The 14,770-nt window shown below is 65.5% G+C and carries 13 protein-coding genes; 1 reads left to right on the top strand and 12 read right to left on the bottom strand.

Translation table 11 applies throughout. The features are described 5' to 3' along the window. Window positions 1–98: 98 nt before the first annotated feature. The 8 genes from OWC43_RS05600 to OWC43_RS05565 form a co-directional block, all read right to left on the bottom strand. On the bottom strand, window positions 99–743 hold the full coding sequence (locus OWC43_RS05600; protein WP_393955997.1) for an NrsF family protein: 645 nt from the start codon (window positions 741–743) through the stop codon (window positions 99–101). Beyond that, on the bottom strand, window positions 730–1,314 hold the full coding sequence (locus tag OWC43_RS05595) for a sigma-70 family RNA polymerase sigma factor (RefSeq protein WP_393955996.1): 585 nt from the start codon (window positions 1,312–1,314) through the stop codon (window positions 730–732). Before OWC43_RS05595 ends, OWC43_RS05600 begins: the two co-directional genes overlap by 14 nt. Window positions 1,315–1,732: 418 nt before the next feature. Then, window positions 1,733–3,196, bottom strand: a complete 1,464-nt coding sequence (locus OWC43_RS05590; protein ID WP_393955995.1) for a carbohydrate porin — start codon at window positions 3,194–3,196, stop codon at window positions 1,733–1,735. A gap of 311 nt (window positions 3,197–3,507) precedes the next feature. Then, entirely contained in the window at window positions 3,508–4,296 is a 789-nt protein-coding gene (locus tag OWC43_RS05585; RefSeq protein ID WP_393955994.1) for an ABC transporter ATP-binding protein, read from the bottom strand. Beyond that, window positions 4,293–5,651, bottom strand: a complete 1,359-nt coding sequence (locus OWC43_RS05580; protein ID WP_393955993.1) for an ABC transporter substrate-binding protein — start codon at window positions 5,649–5,651, stop codon at window positions 4,293–4,295. The genes OWC43_RS05585 and OWC43_RS05580 overlap by 4 nt, the downstream gene beginning before the upstream one ends. 27 nt (window positions 5,652–5,678) lie before the next feature. Continuing rightward, the gene (locus tag OWC43_RS05575) at window positions 5,679–6,710 is read right to left on the bottom strand and encodes a branched-chain amino acid ABC transporter permease (protein WP_393955992.1); all 1,032 of its coding nucleotides are present in this window, start codon (window positions 6,708–6,710) and stop codon (window positions 5,679–5,681) included. Between the two features lie 4 nt (window positions 6,711–6,714). After that, on the bottom strand, window positions 6,715–7,608 hold the full coding sequence (locus OWC43_RS05570; RefSeq protein ID WP_393955991.1) for a branched-chain amino acid ABC transporter permease: 894 nt from the start codon (window positions 7,606–7,608) through the stop codon (window positions 6,715–6,717). Next, window positions 7,605–8,504: an ABC transporter ATP-binding protein gene (locus OWC43_RS05565; protein WP_393955990.1), complete on the bottom strand. Its 900-nt coding sequence runs from the start codon at window positions 8,502–8,504 to the stop codon at window positions 7,605–7,607. Before OWC43_RS05565 ends, OWC43_RS05570 begins: the two co-directional genes overlap by 4 nt. A 965-nt stretch (window positions 8,505–9,469) precedes the next feature. Between OWC43_RS05565 and OWC43_RS05560 the strand changes: the two genes are divergently transcribed. Further along, window positions 9,470–10,261 (top strand): GGDEF domain-containing protein, encoded by a 792-nt coding sequence (locus tag OWC43_RS05560; RefSeq protein ID WP_393955989.1) that lies wholly within the window; start codon window positions 9,470–9,472, stop codon window positions 10,259–10,261. A gap of 41 nt (window positions 10,262–10,302) precedes the next feature. On the opposite strand, the gene OWC43_RS05555 is transcribed toward OWC43_RS05560, so the two are convergent. The 4 genes from OWC43_RS05555 to OWC43_RS05540 all read right to left on the bottom strand — a co-directional run bounded on the left by OWC43_RS05555 (window position 10,303) and on the right by OWC43_RS05540 (window position 14,496). After that, window positions 10,303–11,043, bottom strand: a complete 741-nt coding sequence (locus tag OWC43_RS05555) for a lysophospholipid acyltransferase family protein (protein ID WP_393955988.1) — start codon at window positions 11,041–11,043, stop codon at window positions 10,303–10,305. A gap of 1,849 nt (window positions 11,044–12,892) precedes the next feature. Next, window positions 12,893–13,669 carry a creatininase family protein gene (locus OWC43_RS05550; RefSeq protein ID WP_393955987.1) on the bottom strand — a complete coding sequence of 259 codons (777 nt, stop codon included), beginning with the start codon at window positions 13,667–13,669 and terminating at the stop codon, window positions 12,893–12,895. Window positions 13,670–13,770: 101 nt separating this feature from the next. After that, window positions 13,771–14,187: a CsbD family protein gene (locus OWC43_RS05545; RefSeq protein WP_137827504.1), complete on the bottom strand. Its 417-nt coding sequence runs from the start codon at window positions 14,185–14,187 to the stop codon at window positions 13,771–13,773. A 105-nt stretch (window positions 14,188–14,292) separates the two neighbouring features. After that, window positions 14,293–14,496, bottom strand: a complete 204-nt coding sequence (locus tag OWC43_RS05540) for a CsbD family protein (protein ID WP_137827505.1) — start codon at window positions 14,494–14,496, stop codon at window positions 14,293–14,295. Window positions 14,497–14,770 lie beyond the last annotated feature (274 nt).

Genomic DNA, 14,770 nt, shown 5'->3' with positions numbered 1-14,770 from the left:
GAATGGGCGCGTGCCGGCTGTCCCGATGCGCATGGATGCATCGGGGGAGGGCATCGGCGACGAGAGATTGAAGGCGACCGTGCGGGCCGCCCGGTGGGCTACAGGCGGAAGCGGCGCGGAAGGAGCCATCGCGCCGCGGCGGCGACAGCCGCGATCCCCACCGCGTACCAGACCGCGATGTAGAGTGGGTCGTTGGCCGGGCAGCAGACGGTGAAGACCAGCGCGCCGCAGGTCGCTGCGGCCAAGCCCGTTGCCAGCGCGCTGCGCTTCGGATGGACCGGTGCCGCGCGGCGCATCAGGACCGCGAGCAAGCTCATCAACGGCAGCGACAGGACGACGATCGCAATCGCGCAACGCAGACCGCGTGCCGGGGCCAAGCGTTCGATCAGCAGCTGGCCGCTCTCGGCGGAGTTCGTCACGACGACGCCTGCGACCATCACGAGGACGGCGAGAGCGAACGCGAAGGCGAGTTCGCGGCGCGAGGCTGCCGGCGGTGCGAAGGACCGGAGCGCGACCGCGCAGCTCACGCCGGCGAGAAGAGCGAGCCCGCCGATCTTCCAGGCCATGAAGGGGGAAAGGATCACCTCGCCCATGTCCGGTCGCATGCCGCCGGCCATCAGGATGAGGGCCAGCTCACCGGCGGCGAGCACGATGAGGGCGCCGACCTCGCAGCGCACGCTGCGCCGCCGCACGGGAGCAAGATCGGCCGACAGGCCGAGAATCAGGGCGTCAGTGGAGGTCATCGGCGTCCTCGATCAGGGCGGTCAGGCGCGCGAGCCCTCGATGGATGTTCATCTTGACGGCCGACGCTGTGAGGCCCGTCTCCCGACACGCGTCCTCGATGCTGTAGCCCTGCAGCTTCACCATCCTGATGGCGTGGGCCTGCGCGGGCCGGAGATGCACGAGCAAGCCAGTCAGCGTCGTCGCGCACATCACCGCGGATTCGTGATCCGCGACCGCGAGATCGTCCGATAACTCCTCCGTCGGGCGACGCGCGATCGTGCGGAGCTGATCGACCCACTTGCGCTTGGCGATCGCCGCCATCCACGGGCCGAAGGGTTGGCGGGGATCGAACGTGTGGCGTCGCCGGTGGATCGCGAGCAGCGCCTCCTGCACGGCATCGTCGACGTCGCCGGGCGGCAGCCGGCGTCGGAAGTAGCGGTGCAGCCAATCGGACGTCTCGTTCAGAAGCCGGCGGTAGGCACCCCCATGCCCATCCTGCGCGGCCGCCATCAGCGCGCTCCACGCATCGGGGCCGGCCGGATCCACCGCACGGTCCTTCGTGCGATCCGGTGGATCGTGCGGCAGGCTCATCAGCCCCAAGGCGGATCGAAAGCTCATGACGTGCTTTTCGCCGTCGGACGCTCGCCGGTCACAGGGCGAGCGAAATTTTCTGATATCTCGGCTGAGCCTGGCTCTTCCGTAGGGGCCGTCGACGGGCACCCCTCCTTGGTGCGGTTACCGCCACCTCGGCGGCTCTACACAGCGAGCCAACCTAGGGCGGCCATGCACGAACCCAGCACTGTCGATCCATTGCGGCCCGCCATCTCCTACGCCTTCGGATATACGATCAAAATGGAGAACTGACCAGGCATTCAACTAAGTGTGGTCGTACTTTCGCTACTTTCGGAGCTCGAGAGAGGCAATATTCGGCGTGTTCGCTCTCATTAAAGCCGAGCACAAGCTGAAACACTGCCTAAGGTCGATCTTGAACATAGGATCCGGCTATGGATCAGCCCGGCGCGAGGCCGAGGATCGAGCCGAGCGGCACGATCAGCGTAGCGCCAACGTAGAAGCCGTCCTTGGAGCGGTTCGGGGTGAACGGGTTCCAGTAGGAATTACCGTTGACGAGGTACTGGACCACGGGTTCGAAAAAGATGCCCTCGCCGAGCGCAAGATGGGCGTTGGCCTCAAATACCAGCTTGTCCCGCGAATAGGCGCCGCCGCGCCCGCCCGAGATCAGGTTGGCATCGCCGAGGAAGAGCGCGTAATCGGCGGCGATCCGTTGCCAGTTCACCTTGATGCCGTATCGGTCGAGGGGACGGCTCTGGTCGGGCGTCTGGAGGGTGAGTCCGGCGAACGCGTTCCAGCGGATCGGGATCGTCGGATCCGGGGCGTAGGCGAGGCTGGTATAGGCCTGGATCGAGGTTGGGTTGAGGTTGGCGGCATCCCCCCCGCCATCGGCCCGCCAGACCACTTGGGAGCCGGTGAGGATCACGCCGGAGGTGCCGGAGCGCTGCAGGACGGGATCGCTCGGATTGAGCCCCTTCGAGCGCCCGAACACGGTCCGGAAATTATCCTCATGGTCGGCGGTGTTGTAGAAGCCGGTCAGCGCGACGCGGCCCGGATAGAGGTCGGTCGCGAAGGTGGTCGCGCGGCCGATCTCGGCCAGGGTCACGACGCCGTTCAGGGGTTCGGTGCCCCAATCGTAGCCCGAGGAGAAGTTGGCGCGCCCCGTCACCGCGAAGGCGCCTGCCTGGACGTAGCTTTCCGGGCTGACCTTGAAGGCGACGTTGCCGCCCCAGACGCCGTAGAGCGGCGAGGTGAGGCCGGCATTGATCTGCAGGATATCCTGGAAGCAACTCGCCGCCGATTGGCAAGGCGGTAGCGCGTAGTATCGATTCGGATGCGTGCGCCCGACTTCGACGGAGAGGCGGTCGTCGAGCAGGCGCTGCTCGTAGGTGAGCGTCGACAGGCGGGCGAAGTCGCGGTTGAAGGTCGGCTGGTAGCCGACGGTGCTGTCGCCTACATCACCGTCCATGTTGCGGTTGTTCCAGCGCGCGCCGATGAAGAGTTGCGTGAAGTGGAACAGGCCGCCCTTGATGCCGGCGAGCCGTTCGAGGTCGGCATCGAGACTCAGCAGGTAGTAGGTCGAGTGCGAGAGCTGACCAGTGCGCAGACCCGCGCTCGGGTTCGCGTAGAAGAAGTCGTACACGTTCACGTCGAAACTCAGCCCAGCCCGCGCGAGGTCGGCGGCGTAGGGGGCAAGCGGCCCGTGCCACTTGACGCTCCCGTCGGGCGCCACGCCGATGGCGCCCGGATCGGTGCGCGGACCGGCCTCTCCCGTGAAGCTTTCCACTGCGCTCGGCGACTGCGCCAGCGTGGGCCCTGCCGCGAGCGGCAGGAGACATGCCATCTGCACCAGGCGGCGCAGGGAAGGCAGCACGGGAAACGACAAGGGCAGGCTGTGTGTCATCGGACTCGTCTTAGGCAGCCGCGCAAGCGGCGTCGTTCCGGCGCGGAGGCCGGCGCAGGGAGGCGGATCGGGGGCGACCCGAAGCGCAGGAATTTGTGTGAGAGAGGAACCGATGCATCCACCGCACCGGCTTTCACGATCAGGACGCGATGAGGGATAAACTGTCGGAAGCCATCCCCGCATCGTCCGTATACTAGCAATAATCTGGATTGAAGCGCTTTTCGTCAATGAAATAGATTGGTTTTTTTATGCTGGTATATTGGGACGGCTTTCCATTCCCGCAGTCGGTTAAGGAACGACCGAACCGTTCCTCACGCCGGTTGCCGCTCCCTCGCGGGGGCGGTGACGCGAGGGCCGAGATAGAATCGCTGGATGTCGTCGCGGGCCCGCAATGTCTCCGCCCCGCCTTCCAGGACCGAGAGGCCGTTCTCGAGCACGACGGCGCGGTGCGCGTGGCGAAGCGCCAGGGTGACGCTCTGCTCGGCGATCAGCAGAGTCAGCCCTCGCTCGCGGTTGAGGTCGACCAGCACGCGGTAGATCTCCGCGGTCACCTTGGGGGCGAGCCCCATCGAGGGCTCGTCGAGCACGAGCAGGCGAGGACGGCCCATCAGGGCGCGCCCGATCGCGGTCATCTGCTGCTCTCCACCCGAGATCAGACCGGCCGGCAGGCGGCGTTTCTCCGTCAGGCGCGGGAACAGCGCGTAGACCCACTCCAGATCGGCCCGCAGGTCGGCCCGGCCCGAGCCGCGCCCGAGGCCGCCCGCGATGAGGTTTTCCTCGACGGTGAGGGCGCGGAAGCAGTGGCGCCCCTCCAGCACGCCGACGAGGCTGGCGCGTACGAGGGCGTCGGTCCGGGTGCGCGACACGTCGCGACCGGCATAGGCGATGCGCCCGGCCCTGATCTGCCCGCGGGTCGCCGGCAGCAGGTTCGAGATCGCGCGCAGCAGCGTGGTCTTGCCGGCGCCGTTGGCGCCGACGAGGGCAACGATCTCTCCCTCGCGTACGACGAGATCGACGCCGGACAGGGCCTGTACGGCGCCACCGTAGACCGCCTCCAGCGCCTCGACGCGCAGGAGGCCGCCATGGCGATCCGAGGTCACTTGCCCTCCACCGAGGCGCGCTTGCCCGTGTCGCCCGCCCGCTCCTCCGCCTCGCAATCGCGGGGCGTAAGGCCGCGCTCCTTGGCGTAGGCCGTCGAGGAGGCTTCGATGATCGGGCGGAGCGCCGCCCAATCGGGCTTGATCCAGTCGGAGACGACGCTCCACTTCGCCCCGTCCCACTGCTGGAAGGTGACCCGGCCCTCGCCCTCGTGGTTTGCGCAGGTGACGTTGATCGAGTGGAACAGGCCCTTGGCGCCGAGCTTGGCGACGCGGGCCTCGTCGAGGCGCAGGTGCTCGAAGCCCCAGCGCACCTCGTCGCCGGTGAGCGTCCGGCGACCGAATTTCTCCTGCGCGATCCGCACGGCCTCGACGTTGAGGATGCCGTTGAGCACGCCGAGATTGTGATAGACACTGCCGATGCGCTTCTTGTCGGCGAGGTTGCCCGCGCCCGTTTCGTAGACGCCGCGCACGATTTCCTGGATCACCGGATACTGCGTGCCCGAGGCCTGGGTGGTGATCGCGACGTAGCCCTTGGCGGCGTCGCCCGCGGGGATCACGTCCTCCTCCGAGTTGGACCAGACGTTGCCGACGATGCGGCTCGCCGGGAAGCCGGTCTTCTGCGCGGTCTTGAGCGCCACCGGGTTCATCACGCCCCAACCGCGCAGCACGACATAATCGGGCCGTAGGCGGCGGATGGTGAGCCACTGCGATTGCTGCTCGTTGCCGGGATGCGGCACCTCGATCTGCTCGACCTTGAAGCCGTGCTGCTTGGCGAGCTGCTCGTAGATCGGGATCGTCTCCTTGCCGTAGGGCGAGCCGTGATAGAGCACCGCGATCGTCTTGCCCTTGAGCTTGTCGAGCCCGCCCTCGCGGGTGGCGAGATATTCGACGATGCCCGAGGTCTCGCTGTAGGGGTTGAGCAGCAGCGGGAACACGAACGGGAAGACGCGACCGTCGGTCGAGTCGGTGCGGCCGTGGTTGATCGTGATGAGCGGCACCTTGTCGGCGGTGATGCGGTCGATCATGGCGTAGGCGATGCCGACGGAGAGCGGGTTCCAGGCGGCGATGCCGGGCCGGGACTTGAGTCGCTCGTAGACCTCGACGCCGCGCTCGACCTCGTACTGGGTCTCGCCCTCGCTCCACGTGAGCTTGACCCCGTTCACGCCGCCGTCACGGCTGTTGATGAGGGTCAGGTAGTCGATGAAGCCGCCGAAGAAGCCGGTCCCGCCGGCGGCATAGGGCCCGACGCGGTAGCTCTGCAGCGGAAAGTACTGTTCGTCGGCGCTCGCCGCCCCGCCGAGGGCGAGGAGAGCGGCGCCGGTCAGAAGTGCGCGGGCCAAGGCTTTGCGGGGCATGGACGATCCTTCGGTGGGAGGGTGGCTTCAGGAGCGCGGCGAGAGCCGGCGGAAGGCGCGGTCGAGGAGCGCGGCAAGGCCCGCGGGCTCGCGGATCAGCACGGCGACGATGAGCGTTCCGAGGACGATGCGCTGGACCATCTCCAGCGTGCCGGTGTCGAAGCCGTCGCCGAGCAATGCGGTGCCGAGGCGCGACAGGAGCAGCGGCAGTACGACCATGAAGCCCGCGCCGAGGAAGGCGCCGCGCAGCGTCCCGAGCCCGCCGATGATGACGATGAACAGGATCTGGAACGAGCGATCGAGGTTGAACCCCGCCGGCTCGACCGTGCGCAGATAGGCGAAGGCCCACAGCACGCCCGCGATCCCGACGATGAAGGAGGAGAGCGCGAAGGCCAAAAGCTTGGTGCGCGCCACCTTTACCCCGACGATGCGGGCGGCGGTCTCGTGATCGCGGATCGCCACGAGGTTGCGCCCGGTCGGCGAGCGTACGAGGCGCCAAGCCAGGACCGTCAACAGCGCGACGATCGTCAGCGAGAACAGATAGCGCCCTCGGGCGTCGTCAAAGGAGAGACCCGCGATCACGAGACGCGGGGCATCGATGATGCCGGACGGCCTGTCGTTGGAGAGCCAGCCGATCCGATTGAGCGCCCAGGCGACGAAGAACTGCACGGCGAGCGTCGAGACCGCGAGGTAGAAGCCGCGCAGCCTCAGGGCCGGCAGTCCGGCGATCACGCCGGCACTCGCCGCGATCAACCCGGCGAGGAGGATCGTCGCCGGCAGCGGCAGGCCGGGCAGACGGAGGGAGAGGTTGAAGGCGGCGTAGGCCCCCACTGCCATGAAGGCGGCCGAGCCGAGCGAGAGCAGGCCGGCATAGCCGGTGAGCAGGTTGAGCCCCAGGCCGGCGAGCGCCAGCGCCAGGAACGGCGTCAGGATCGCCTCGAACAGGTAGCTGGTGCCGACGAGCGGTACGAGCCCGTAGGCGATCGCCAGCAGCAATAGGATGCCGGCGGCGCCCGTGCGGCGCGGCTGGGCCGAAGTGACGGGGAGAGCGGTCGCCACGGCCTTACACCCGCTCGACGCTGCGCTGGCCGAACAGGCCGGACGGCTTGATCAGCAGGAAGGCGAGCGCCGCCACGTAGGCGATCCAGCCCTCGATGCCGCCGCCGATGAACGGCTCGAGATAGACTTCCGCCAGCTTCTCGGCGGCGCCGACGATCAGCCCAGCGACGATGGCGCCGGCGATCGAGTCGAAGCCCCCGAGCACCAGCACCGGCAGCGCCTTGAGGACCACGAGCGAGAGCGAGAACTGAACGCCGAGCCGCGCTCCCCAGAGCAGGCCCGCCACCAGCGCGACGATGCCGGAGGCGATCCATACCGCCGACCAAATCCGCGGCAGCCGCAAGCCCGCATTGAGCGCGGCCAACGGATCGTCGGCAACCGCGCGGAAGGCCAGCCCGGTGCGGGTGAAGCGGAAGAACAGGGTCAGAAGCGCCACCATCAAGCCGGCAAGCGCGGCGGCGAACAGGTCGAACCGGCTCACCAGCACGCCGGCGACGTCGAACGGGGTGTCGTCGATGCCGAGATCGAGGGCGTGGACCTGCGTCCCCCAGGCAAGCTGAGCCGCACCCTCGATGACGTAGGCGACGCCCAGCGTCGCCATGAACAGGGTGATCGGCGGCTGGTTGACCAGTGGGCGCAACACCGCCCGCTCGATGGTGAGCCCTACCACGACCATCACGGCGAGCGTCGCGGCGAGCGCCGCCGGGAAGGGAAGACCGCGCTCGATCAGGCTGACGAAGGTGAGGGCTGCGAACAGCACCATCGCGCCCTGCGCGAAATTGAGGACGCCGGAGGTCTTGTAGATCAGCACGAAGCCGATCGCGACGAGGGCGTACATCACCCCCGAGAGCAGGCCGCCGACGACGACCTCGATGAGAAAGGCGAGATCGGGGCTCATGCCGCCTTCGCCTCGCTGTCGGTGTCATCCTCGGCCCCAAGATAGGCCGCAATCACCGCCGGATTCGCCTGGATCTCGTGGGGTGTACCCGTGGCGATCCGGCGGCCGTGATCGAGGACCGTGATCCGGTCGGACAGGCGCATGACCACGCCGATATCGTGCTCGATCAGGACGATGGCCGTCCCGAGCGTCTCCCGTGCGGCCAGTACGAAGCCGCTCATCTCGGCCTTTTCGGCGGCGCTCATGCCGGCCATCGGCTCGTCGAGGAGCAGCAGACGCGGATTGGCCACGAGGGCGCGGGCGAGTTCCACCCGCTTCTGCAGGCCGTAGGGCAGGCTGCCGGCGGCGCGCCCGCGGAACATCCCGAGTTGGAGAAAGTCGATGACGGATTCGGCTCGCGCCCGATGCTCGGTCGCCTCGCGGCGCGCGGCGGATAGGCCGAGAAGCTGCGCGGTCAGCCCCGCCCGCTGGGCGTTTGCCAGCCCCGACAGGACGTTCTCGACCACGCTCAGGCTTTTGAAGAGCGCGAGGTTCTGGAAGGTCCGCGCGACACCGAGCTCCGCCAGCCGCTGCGCCGGAACCCGGGCGAAGCGCGTGTCGCCGATGCGCAAGCGCCCGGCCTGTGGGGCATAGAGCCCGGTGATCGCGTTGATCAGCGAGGATTTCCCGGCCCCGTTCGGTCCGATGATTGCGTGAATTTCACCTGCTGCGACCGAGAGATCGATCTCGGCGAAGGCCACCGCACCGCCGACGCTGAGCGACAAACCCTCGACGGCCAGGATGTCTTCATCCCCCGCTCCCATCCGACGCCACGGAGCCGGGGCGGTGGCTGCTCGGGACGATCGCGGATAAGCCGGCCGGCTGGGCGAGGCGGTTCGGCGATCAAGTACAAACATTGAATTCAAAACCGTCGAACGGAAACAGTCATGCGCCAGAAGATGGATCACGAGCTGTATCGATGGTTGTCAGCGAGGCGATCGTCGGTTGCTATAAGAACATTACCGAACTTAATCACTTATAATGAGCCTACATCCCGCCCGTCAAAAGCATTAAATCCCTTTTTTTCATGAAATCATGGACGACAATGTTGCCCGATCGCTAAGTCAGATAAGAATTTAACTCGCGTCAGGGAGGGGGAGCGCTCACTTAGGCCCATGGCCCGTGCCACTTCAGGATCCGGTCCCTACAGTTTGCGGCGGCAGGATACGGGATACGGCCGAGGACGAAGCGCGTCTGAGACAGCCGACGAACGACGATCGGGCGGCACATCGCATTCATCTGCCGATACTCTACCGAAACTACATAAGTAAGTTCGCTCTCCACTGGAATTATGACAGTATATTATAAAAGATCAAACTTTAATTTTCTAATGATATGAAATAAAAGCCTATTATATAATAGCGGGCGGCCCGGATGTGGTGTTGTCGAAAGAAATTATTTGCGATCTCATCTGTCCAACGACATGTAAAATACAATCATAATTTTATACAGAAATATAAAAACATTCATTATTCGAAATGGATAATTATCACAATACGATTTCGGTAATCGCAAGAAAAATTACGGCATTACAACGTATTGCAGATCGTAATTCAACGTATTTGCAGAAATTTCAGAAATATGATCGTTATCGCTTCGTCACAGGAGCTAATTTGCCACAACGTGTGCGTAGTACAATCCCTTGGGCCGCGCTGTTGTGAAGAGCGCGTCACGGCAAGGATATTCTTAAGGACTCAAATTTACCGTGCAATGCATTATAGCCTAGATCGTACCTACCGGATTTCAATCTATGCGTGCGCCGGGAGGATATAGACGATCAAGTGCCTGGTTCGATCATTGGTCCGCCCGCACGACTTGGATCGTGCTCGCAGCGAGCACTGGCGCTCTGATCGGCATTGACCGTGCATTCCCTCTGGTAGGAATGGGTCCTTCCTATATTCCGCTCATCGCTTTGGCCGGGTGGCGCCTCGGCTTGGCCCCGGCCTGCCTGGTCGCTCTCGGTGCTGCGTTCCTCAATATCTTTCCAAACCATGTTGCGGAGGCGGTACCACTCGCGGTGGCCTTGGCCAGGGGAATCCTGAGGCTCAGCACCTACGCCTTCATCGTTGCTCTGACTGTTTCGCTGCGTCGCTCATACGAGCGTGAACGTGCCGCAGCCCAGCGGGACGACCTCACCGGCGCGCTGGCGCGGGCCGCTTTTGACGAGCGCGCGGCTGCCATGACTTCTTTAACTGCGCAGGGTCGAAACGCGCTGGCCGTCGTCGTAATCGACGTCGACGGCTTCAAAGGCATCAACGACCGCCACGGACATGCAGCGGGCGACGACACGCTGCGCGCTCTGGCCACATCGGCGGCGGCGGCCTTGAGCAAGAACGACTGTTTGGGTCGCTTGGGTGGCGACGAGTTCGCTGCCATCTTGTGCGCGGCGACGGTCAGCGAGGCCCATCACAGAGTCGAGGCGTTGCATCGGGCTCTCTCGGAGGGACTCGCCCGCGCCGAGGTTGCAGTGACGGTAAGCATGGGGGCCTGCATCCTCGGATCAGGTGCGTTGGCCGACGTGGCTGCGGTCATGCGCGACGCCGACCGGTCCATGTACAACGCGAAGGCTTCCGGACCAGGAGCTTACCGCATCGGCTATCCGGCGACCCGTTAGGGGCGACTGACGGCGTATGGCTGTCTGCGATCAACGCGATGTCACGCGTCAACAGTTTCCGCAACAGGCCGGCTCATGGGCCGCCAGCGGTCGAGCTCTCGATCGATGACGCGCTCGGTTCCTTGCATGAACTCAGTAGATGACAGGCCTGGGGCAAGTCTGGCAAGATAACTGACGACGATGGTGCCAGGCCGCGTGGCAGAGCCCCCGGGCCAGTACAAGCCGGAATTGACGGCCACCGGAACGACGGGAAGTCCGAGCTTGCCGTAGAGCAGTTCAACGCCGCGCTTGAACTGGAGCTGTTCGCTCATCGCACCACGGGTGCCCTCGGGGAAGATCAGGATCGAGCGCCCCGCGGCAACGGCCTCTCGACCCATCTCGATCATCGTACGCAGCGCCTCTCTCCCATTGGATCGGTCGATGATGATCATCGGCGAGCGCCGCAAGAACCAACCCACCACCGGGATCGCCACCAATTCACGCTTGGCGACGATGGCAACGTCGGGAACCAACACCAGAAAGGCCAACGTCTCCCAGGCCGACTGATGATTGGCCACGAACAGGCAGGGCTCGGAGGGAATGTGTTCGCGCCCCTCCTCGACGTAATTCAGGCCGACGATGTGGCGTAGACCGAAGAGGATGCCACGCGCCCAAAGCCGTGTCGCAGCTCGAATTGGGCGCGCCGGCGCGCCAGCCAGAGCGAAGAGAGCCAGCGGAACCAGAAACAGAGCTGTCCATACGGCCCAGTAGCCATTGAACGAGTAATGGCGGATGCGTGCCAATGTGCGGCCTCGAATTTGGCTCAAGCAGGAGCCGATTGCCGGTGCAACGTCCTATGGACGGTGCTTCTGATCCCAGGGTGAACCGGCTCCCGGTACGCAGCCCGTGAGGCGCGATCACGGCATATACGGCATCAGAAAGCCCCAGGCTTAATTTGCGCCTTTTGATTGATTGTCTGATGGTGACAATTTGAACGAGCGCACCTGTCTGTCTATCACGGGCAGTCGTGCCGATTGCCCGGCGGCGTTCTGCCCACCCCAGCAAACCGCTAGTCGACGGGCCGACCGGCGGCGCCGTGATGACGTTTCTTCGGAGGAGTGTTCGAGCCGCCCCTCTCCCCGGCAGGGGGATGGGAGGAATCTCTTCTGACAGTCGAATCGGATGAATTCCCTATGGGAGGTGACACATGGGCACCCCTCGCCCCGAGATGGGGTGTCTCACCGTCACCCCTCAAGCCAGGATCCGTCGATCCTGCGCCGATCCAGTCCCCCCTCGCGAAACGCTCGTCCCGCCTCAGCTCGTCGACGCCGGGCAGGTGCAAGATGTAGCTGCTGGCCCGCTGCCGGCCATGCCGCGCGCTCGACCGCCAGAAGCGCGCGCGTTGAGATGGCGACCTCACTCAGGATCGACGAACGGGCACTACGCATCACGGCCAGGATTCGGTGATTGCGACGGAGTGCGAGTGGGCGCGGCGCCGGCGAGGGCGCGCCCGGCGCTCATGCGCCGCCGCGGCCCGTCAGGCCGGAAGATCGGTTGGGAAGCCGCACGGGCGGGAGAGCGCTGATCGGCTCATGGCGCCGCCCCGCGAAACGTCACGCCGCAGCACGTCCAGCGCCCGGCGTTCCGCGCCACCTCGGCCCGGGTCAAGCCAGCGCGTCCTCAAGGCGCGTCCAATGGAAAACTTTCTGACCGGTGGAAGCGTCACAATGCGTGACAATGACGTGGATCAATGGATAGATCAGGCGGGGCGGCACTATCTTACAAGCCGCGCCCGCGCTTTCTGCGTGCAAGGGCAACCGCACGGCCATCGGTGTGGCGCTGTCCGCCTGAGGACGCGAGGACATCGCATGACCTGGCTCGCAATCACATGGCTCGCTTCCGGCGCTTTCTTCCTCGAGATGGTGGCGCGCGCGCCCCTCATCGACGATGCCGAATGCCTGTGAGGAGCAGCGATCCGACTTTTATCCTCAGATCACCAAGCTCCACATTTCCCACGCCAACAGCCCCATCCATGCAGGGGTCAGGACGCCACCGAGCCCGATGATCCCGAGAAGGACGAGAGCTTTGGCTCGGGACAACACACTCTCGCCGGCACCCAAACTCGGTGCTTCCGCTGGTGTCGCGTGCTGGTCCATGATTTCCGCCTCTCACCGCGCCTGGAATACGTAAGGCAATAGAGGGGCCAAATTGAAGCGCGTAAGAATACGGAGGAAGCATTCATCGTGACACGCTCGCTTTCGGCATTCCTCCGCGCCGTCATTCTGCTCGCTGAAACGCCAACTGACACGTTGGCGCACGCCTGGGCGCTGTAGCCGACGCCGCGGCACCCTGCCCATTACCCATGATGATCTCTTCGTAGCCGTGGCTGCGGACGGAAAAAGGGGTGCAGCCACGGGCCGCGTATCCTCACTGCGCGGTCGGTCAGAGAGGCACTCCGAACGGAAATTTCCTTCACCTTCGAGGACGCTCGGTCCGGGTGGGGAAGCAGCGCAACCTTCGCCGTGAGCCGACGCTCAGCCGCGGAGACGACCACCTTCACCACGTCGCGCCGTGTCGAGATCGCTGCGTCGTCTGCAGGCGCAAGCGGGTCGGTTGGGCCGATCGATGGTTGGTTCTTGAGCCGCCCTTCCGTCAGAGCTCGAAGCGATCGATCTCGCCGAGGAGCGTCACGAAAGCCTGCGCTCCGTGGTCGAGCGCGGCGCGTCCCTTCTCGGCCGTGCCGAGGCGGGCATCGCCGAGGGCACCCGAAGCGTGGAGATCCTGGGTCTTCCAGGCGAAGGCCGCCGGGCGGCCCGCCCGCAGCAGGGTGTAGTCCCGCACCATCGCCACCGTGCGGGATTCGAACGCGGCGATTTGGTCCCCACGGACGAGATCGGGCCGCAGCGCCATCATCAAAGCGGTCTCGATCCCGCCGGCATGAATTCCGTGGCGAATCTCGTCTTCGGGAAACAGACCTTCCGGATAGCCGAACCGGCTCCACGCCGTCGTCACGGCCACCATGCCGAAGCGCCCGCGCAACTCGCCCGCCACGAGATCCATCAAGGCGCTGTTGCCGCCGTGGGAGGAAACGATCACGAGCTTTCGGCACCCCGCCCGGATCAGGCCGGCGCCGATCTCGGTCCAGGCGGCGAGCGCGGTTGCGGCGGTCAGCGTCAGGGTGCCCGGAAAAGCGTCGTGCTCGTCGGACTTGCCGATCGCCTGCACGGGCAGAAACAGCACATCGAGCGCGTCGGGCACCCGATCCGCCACACGGTCGAGATAGCCCTGAGCGATATAGGTGTCGGTGCCGAGCGGCAGATGGGGACCGTGCTGTTCCACCGCCGCCACCGGCAGGACCGCGATGGCGCGAGCCATGGCGCGGGTGCGGATCTCTTCGGTGGTCAGATCGAGCCAGGATCGTGCCGGCATGATGTCGATGACGCCTCAAACCGTGTTGCCGCCCCCTTGGGACGGCAACACGGCGGCGGCGTCAACGGCCCTCTGCGTGGGCTGCGCGGGGCACGCGGGTCTCAGCGCCCGCGGCTGACGAGCCAGCCGAGGCCGAAGGCGGCCGCGGCCACGAGGGCGAGGGTCGTGCCCCGGTTGTCCTCGGCCCGGGCAACCAGGGCACGGCCCTGGCGGCTCGCCTCGTCGCGATAGCGGCGACCCCGGTGGGTGGCCTCGTCGCGCAGGGAGCGGCCGCGCTCGTACGCCTCGTCCCGCAAGGCGCGCCCACGGCTCGTGGCCTCATCGGCGAAATGACGCCCGTCGCGGTGCAGGCCTTCGGCCTCGGCGTGGATGCGGCCATAGGCCGATTGGGCGACCCCGGCCACCTGCTCGTAGGCTCCCTCGACCTGCGGCCGCGCACGGCCCGTCACGGCGCCGAGCGCGGTCCGTCCACGGCCCTTCAGATTGCGGAAACCGCCTTCGATCTGGTCCCTGTTCATCGATTCATCTCCGATGGCGAGGCGCCCGGATCGGCGCCGGAAACAAAAGAAGCCGCACCCGTCGCGGGTGCGGCTCCGGATTCAGAGCCCGATGCCCGTATGGGATCAGAGGCTGTTCTTGACCTTGTCGGCAGCGTTCTTCACGCCGTCCTTGGCCTCGCCGACGGTGCGCTGGGTCTTGCCCTCGACTTCCTGCGCCTTGCCTTCGGCCTGCAGGCGCTCGTTGCCGGTCACCTTGCCGACGGACTGCTTGACGTTGCCGGCGGCTTCGTTGGCGAGACCCTTGATCTTGTCGGTGGTGCTGCTCATCGCGTGTCTCCCTTCGTGACGTGTGCGCCGGGTTGCGGCGCCCTCGGCAAGCGGAACGGTGACAGCGGGCATTGGTTCCCAGCATAGGTTATGGGCAAACCTGTCCTGCGCCGCCTGCATCGGGCCAAGCCCTGCCCTCTGCTTCAAAAAATTTCTGCGCGGCGCCCAAATATTTTCCAGTCAACCTTCCGGTCTCGATGGGTCAAGGATGCTGTATCCAAAATACCGACCGGCTTAGCGTTCGGCCGATCATGAAGTTGTGCGCCGACAGCGC

This window comes from Methylorubrum sp. POS3 (assembly GCF_043352485.1).
GTDB lineage: Bacteria > Pseudomonadota > Alphaproteobacteria > Rhizobiales > Beijerinckiaceae > Methylobacterium > Methylobacterium suomiense.
The sequence above is the reverse complement of the archived record's forward strand: the minus strand, read 5'-3'. Positions and strand labels throughout refer to the sequence as shown.

What these genes read in the sequence shown, in the direction of transcription:
- OWC43_RS05600 (WP_393955997.1), bottom strand. Translation starts at nt 743, where the DNA reads ATGACCTCCACTGACGCCCTGATTCTCGGCCTGTCGGCCGATCTTGCT.
- OWC43_RS05595 (WP_393955996.1), bottom strand. Translation starts at nt 1,314, where the DNA reads ATGAGCCTGCCGCACGATCCACCGGATCGCACGAAGGACCGTGCGGTG.
- OWC43_RS05590 (WP_393955995.1), bottom strand. Translation starts at nt 3,196, where the DNA reads ATGACACACAGCCTGCCCTTGTCGTTTCCCGTGCTGCCTTCCCTGCGC.
- OWC43_RS05580 (WP_393955993.1), bottom strand. Translation starts at nt 5,651, where the DNA reads ATGCCCCGCAAAGCCTTGGCCCGCGCACTTCTGACCGGCGCCGCTCTC.
- OWC43_RS05570 (WP_393955991.1), bottom strand. Translation starts at nt 7,608, where the DNA reads ATGAGCCCCGATCTCGCCTTTCTCATCGAGGTCGTCGTCGGCGGCCTG.
- OWC43_RS05565 (WP_393955990.1), bottom strand. Translation starts at nt 8,504, where the DNA reads ATGTTTGTACTTGATCGCCGAACCGCCTCGCCCAGCCGGCCGGCTTAT.
- OWC43_RS05550 (WP_393955987.1), bottom strand. Translation starts at nt 13,669, where the DNA reads ATGCCGGCACGATCCTGGCTCGATCTGACCACCGAAGAGATCCGCACC.
- OWC43_RS05545 (WP_137827504.1), bottom strand. Translation starts at nt 14,187, where the DNA reads ATGAACAGGGACCAGATCGAAGGCGGTTTCCGCAATCTGAAGGGCCGT.
- OWC43_RS05540 (WP_137827505.1), bottom strand. Translation starts at nt 14,496, where the DNA reads ATGAGCAGCACCACCGACAAGATCAAGGGTCTCGCCAACGAAGCCGCC.